The sequence below is a fragment of the Bradyrhizobium macuxiense genome (assembly GCF_001542415.1).
Taxonomy (GTDB): Bacteria; Pseudomonadota; Alphaproteobacteria; order Rhizobiales; family Xanthobacteraceae; genus Bradyrhizobium; species Bradyrhizobium macuxiense.
The window spans coordinates 1-4,911 of the sequence record NZ_LNCU01000008.1; the positions used below are offsets into that span (position 1 = coordinate 1).

General features: G+C 56.1%; 5 protein-coding genes. 1 reads left to right on the forward strand and 4 read right to left on the reverse strand.

Annotation, left to right across the window (positions count from 1 at the left end; all coding sequences use genetic code 11):
• The 4 genes from AS156_RS00665 to AS156_RS00690 form a co-directional block, all read right to left on the reverse strand.
• A partial coding sequence (locus AS156_RS00665; RefSeq protein WP_066498620.1) for a hypothetical protein occupies positions 1–540 on the reverse strand: 540 nt, incomplete at its 3' end.
• Positions 541–2,024: 1,484 nt separating this feature from the next.
• Positions 2,025–2,492, reverse strand: a complete 468-nt coding sequence (locus AS156_RS00675; RefSeq protein WP_066498647.1) for a hypothetical protein — start codon at positions 2,490–2,492, stop codon at positions 2,025–2,027.
• 217 nt (positions 2,493–2,709) lie between these two features.
• Entirely contained in the window at positions 2,710–3,759 is a 1,050-nt protein-coding gene (locus AS156_RS41655) for a hypothetical protein (protein WP_136625952.1), read from the reverse strand.
• A 64-nt stretch (positions 3,760–3,823) separates the two neighbouring features.
• Positions 3,824–4,039 carry a hypothetical protein gene (locus AS156_RS00690; protein ID WP_066498661.1) on the reverse strand — a complete coding sequence of 72 codons (216 nt, stop codon included), beginning with the start codon at positions 4,037–4,039 and terminating at the stop codon, positions 3,824–3,826.
• A gap of 426 nt (positions 4,040–4,465) precedes the next feature.
• Here AS156_RS00690 and AS156_RS00695 point away from each other — a divergent pair, with 426 nt between their 5' ends.
• Complete coding sequence (locus AS156_RS00695; protein WP_066498607.1) at positions 4,466–4,792, forward strand: hypothetical protein; 327 nt, start codon at positions 4,466–4,468, stop codon at positions 4,790–4,792.
• Positions 4,793–4,911 lie beyond the last annotated feature (119 nt).

A 4,911-nucleotide genomic window follows, 5' to 3' on the forward strand; every position in this document is an offset into this window, starting at 1 on the left:
GTGAGCGAGCTGTCCGGGAGTGGAGAGCAGAAGCTCGCGTAATGCCGTCATCGATCGCGCCAAGGCGACCTTGAGGGTTGAGATCGGCGCGTAGCCGGAGTTAGCCCGCTTGGCTTCGCCTTCCGCCTGCTCTGCCTTGGCCGTAAGCAGGCGAGCACGGGCTGATGCGATCGGGTCTGCTGCTTCTGACCGGCCAGCAGCAGTCTCCCGAAGATGCCTGATATAGGAGAGGCGAACATCGGCCAGCACGTAGCCACGCTCAGGCTGGCGGCCGACTACCCCACGATCAATCAAATCGTGAAAGTTACGCCGGTTCAGGTCCAGATGTTGCGCACACTCTGCAGCGGATGCTTTTTCGCCGCGCAAATGCTTGACGTACTCGCGAACCACGTCGGACAAGCGATACTTGACAGGGCTTGTCGTCACAGGCGTGACGATCTTCATCCGCCGCAGCTTCGTGAGTTCCGTGGTCTCGACGCACAGCAAGCGCGCCGCTAATTCCTCGCTGATCATGCCAGCGTCTTGCGTTGTTTCAGTCATAGGTTTTGCCTTTCAATGTAAGTTTTGTACCGTTTCGGACATAATGGTGGTGTCCGCCCTTGCTGATTTTCCGAATGTTGTGAACCCACGAGCGCGAGCGCCACCCTGATCCACGCGCCGGGAACAAGGACCCAAATCCTATTATTTGCAGTTCCTTAGGCTTCATTTCCTGACGAGTGCATCCGCAACTGTCGCCCGTAGTTCTACGGCCAGCGCGAGCGCCACACGGATGCCGTAGCCAAACAACCGGGTAACCGTTTTGACCATTGCGGAATGGTTATCGCTTCATTTCACCCGCTCCCGGCAACAGCCGTCAGTCGTCGCCGTCATTCAAACGGAGATGGGCGAGCGCTCGCGTTGCTCACTCATGGGGGAAGATGAGCGTTGGCTGTTCTATCTGCCCATAGGGCATGGTGAGCTTGTGCAGCGGGTCCTGACGAACACGCCAGCCAGAACGGCGCTTGCTGACTCAGCCGTGGCGCGTGGTGCGTTAGCTCTGGTGCTGGCTATCAGTGCTGCCTGTCGTCACGGACTCACACGCGAGTCGCTATGGGGCTCTCAGCGGCCACGCCGCCCAGCAACGCCTAAAGGTTGTGGTCTGGTCTAGGTGGTTTATTAACGTGTATCAGGTAGTAGCCTTAGAAGCGGCAGGAGTACGCGCGTCATGAGGCGTCACGCAGTCGTATTGGCGGGAGCATTGGTCCTCGCCACCAGTGCATATGCTGGGGATGGAATAGAGCCGGACCTGCGGGTCTGCGCCATAGCACCGATCGCCCAGCGTCATCCGGATAATTACTGGACGGCCGGGGATGGCTGCATCCTCAACCACGCTGAACAGCAGCAACCTTTCGATGCTGACATATGGCAGAGAGCGCTGGCTGAGGCGAACTACAACCAGAGACTGGCGCGATCGATAGCGGGTGAGAGGCAGGCCCAGCGAGAGGGGCAACATCTCAAGGTCGATATCAGCCAGCATTAGCGCCAACCACATTTCAGATGCCGGATCATGGTTGGCGTCGGCATGGTGCAGCGGGTCGGTTTCTCGGCAAGTTGCCGAATAACCTCGCACTGGAATGTGAGTATCTGCGCAGATTGCGCAGAAACCTATCGCCTGATGAGGTTTCGTCCCAACTTACAAACTATTGGATATCGGCTTCTTGTTCACCGTGCATCCGAAGTTGAGATCGAGCGCTACGTTACGCCATGCTCGAAAGCGGCGGCCAGTTATTGGTACTTGCGTTAGATGTCAAGTCGTGATTGTCACTGTCCGAAACTGACAGTCACGAAGCCCCATGCCGACGAATACGATGCTGCGCAGGAACGTGGTGAGGTTCAACGTCACGGATGCAATCCGGGCCAGTCAAGACATAAGACGGAAAACGCCCCTCTCATAACGCAACGAGATATTGGCATCTCAGACGGGCAGATGACCCAAGCCCGTCGCGTCCCGCAACGCCGAGAGGCGCGATCCGGGGATTGCGCGACTACAATCCTGCAGCCTGCACCCAGCGCGACGACAACGTACAGCGCCAGCGCCAGCTCCGATCGCCCAGACCTTTCGCCGATACGATGTATCCCCTGCAACGGAGGCTTTGGATTTGTGCGAGCATGGCGTGATTGATCTTTACGACTACATCGCGCGTGCCCGGTGTAGCAGCAGCGGCGATCAGTTCTGCGGCCTTGAGCAGTTCGCGGTCGAGGCTGGCGTCGAGCCTGACGGCAGTGACGAGTGCTGCCCGGTATGCCTCGATATCGGCGGCGACGATGGCGTCCTGCAGCTCCGGGTTAGGTTTCGGCCCAACTTGGGTCAAAACCTCCGGCTCACTTCCGAGATGATCCAACAGCTCACCCAATGTGGCGAACTCGCGAACATGGCCGGTAGTCGGTCCACGGGTCGTGACCGTGACAGGCTGATGGTTCGGCCGGGACATGCGATCAGATACACGCATCATTGTGCCTCCAACAGCGGTTGCATGAACTCAATCGTCCGACCACTCCGCAGCGCTTTCATTGCAGCCTGCGCGCGCTCCAAGTGATAGCCGACAAGCCATGTCGCGCCGTCATCGGCCTCCGCTTTTGATAGCGTCGTACTACGAGGCTTCGCCGTAGGACTACTACTTGTTGGTCTCTCGGTTTTACGGGTGGCGCACATGGGGATGATTTGCGCTGTCATTTTACAACTTCCTCGTTTGGATGATTGGTCTGCTTGCGATATTCGATGTAGCTTTTTGCCTCGTCACGCCTCGCGGCGATAGCTGTCTCATGGGTCGTCATTGGGTGTTCACGATCCCATTGTTCAGTTGCTGCCCGAATGGCTTCCTCGTCTACTTCCGGAACGTCGTCATCAAGATAGTAGTCGTCTGCATCCATCTCACTGTGAGATGAGTTCGATGTATTCAGCATCAAGCTCGGTGTCGGAACGTGGATGATCTCCACCTTGCGCAGGGGCGGCTTATGGGCCGCCCCAAGGGTGTTCACAATCTGCACACCCTTTGGTGACGACACGTCTGCTGTAACCGGCAGGGGTGAAATTGCTTCACCCCTATCTTCCGATGACACGACTGGTTCATGGGAAGCGCCGATAGGCGCGCTTCCATCCTGTGACGCATCATTCTCAGTTACAGTGTGGAGAGAGTTATATATCTCTCCACAGACTGGATGTTTGTTATTAGAACTCTCTCTATCAACAGAGTTATCTGTTCTATTATCTGTTAGGGCCGCTCTACAGCGGCCTATTGGAGCGCTCTGCAGCGGCGTATCGTTGCATTCCGTGTCAAGAATAGGCCGCTCTACAGCGGTGTATTGATCTTTGATAGGCCGCTGTAGAGCGGCCTTTCGAGAACCATTGCGACGAGGTTGAGCGACTACAGCCTTGTCGGTCTGACGAGCCAAGTGTGCCAGCTCTTCGGCGATGCAGGGATAGAACCAGACCTTGCGTCCAACCTTCTTGATGGTCAGCATACCAAGCTTGATGAGCTTCTTAACAGCACGCTCAACGGGGTCGGTGCTGCGGAAATTACACTCATCGGCGACCAGCAGATACGTTGGATAGCAGTCCTTGGTCTTGAGATTGAAGTGATCGACGATTGCATGTGCTGCGCGGGCTTCAGCGTCGGTCAGCTCGCTAAGCTTGCGCACGATGCGCTGCCATTCGAACTTGTCGTCGCCGGTGGAGACCGCGCGGCTATGGTGGTCTTGATTTTCAGTATTGTTTGACATATAAAACAATTCTTGTTTTGTTGTTGAGAGTGTTGAGAGAGCCGCCCCGCCATGGGCGGCTTTTTCATTTTCGGGCGGCGACTAGATGATCGAACTCGTCCTCAGCAAAGCGCCCATCTGCTTCGCGGCGACTGATCTCGTCGCCAACCGCGTCGAGCCATTGATGCATGTGCGGATCGGCATCGAAGTCCGGGTCTTGAATAAGACCATACTGATCGACTAGCTGCGCGTTCGACATGAGATCGAGCGCGAAGACCGGTTGCTTGGTGATGGCGGCCATTTGCATTGATACTCTCTGATGTTCGGGGTGAAACGAAAAACGCCCCCGATCTCTCGGAGGCGTTCTGAATTTTTGAAGCTGGCTTGCGCAGGGACAGTAACGTGCGCGCGAATAGAGTCGATGAAAGGGCAAATGTCGAGGCCGTTCGGCCGTCTCGCGCCCTTCTACAAATCCGAAAAATCAAAGAAATGCCTGTCTCACAGCGGTTTCTTGAATTCTCACGCGCTGATCACATTTTAGTGATATGAATAGATACCGGGTTGACTTGTCAAGTAAAACTTGTCTTGGACGCTTGAAGATTACAGCGCGGTAAGGTCCGTTCACGACTTCGCGGTGAATGGACTCCATCGCGATTGAGTGCTTGCGACTCCGTGTGCGCGATATAAGTCGGCCCAAGGATCAATGCGCCCTTGGAGGATTTTCAAAATGGATAACAAAGAACGGCTGATCGACGAGTTCGGAGAACTGCTCGCCGATCTCGCAGATGATACGACTAGCAGGCTGCTCGAATACTCTCACGAGGACCGCGCAGAGATCGCCGTTCAGATGGTTGCAGAGGCCGACTTGGCTTTCGCAGCTTGGTTCGATGACGAGGATACCTTTCACACAATCCCGCTCAAGGGCAGCGATTTAGCTCGCAGCATCATTGTAGACGGCAATCTGAAAGCGGCGGAAGAGCTGCACATTGCCTGTATCCCGGCAATCAATCCGATGGGCGCTAAGCTTCTCATCGAGGCAACCCGTGATTTGTGAGAATTGCGGGCGGGGGTGGTAGAATGACCGCACTCGTCCTGCACTTCTGCAAAACAGAACCTCCGGCAGAGCTGCTGTCCTACGTCAGGGAGCTGGCGAGGCGCTTGGCGCGGGAGGAT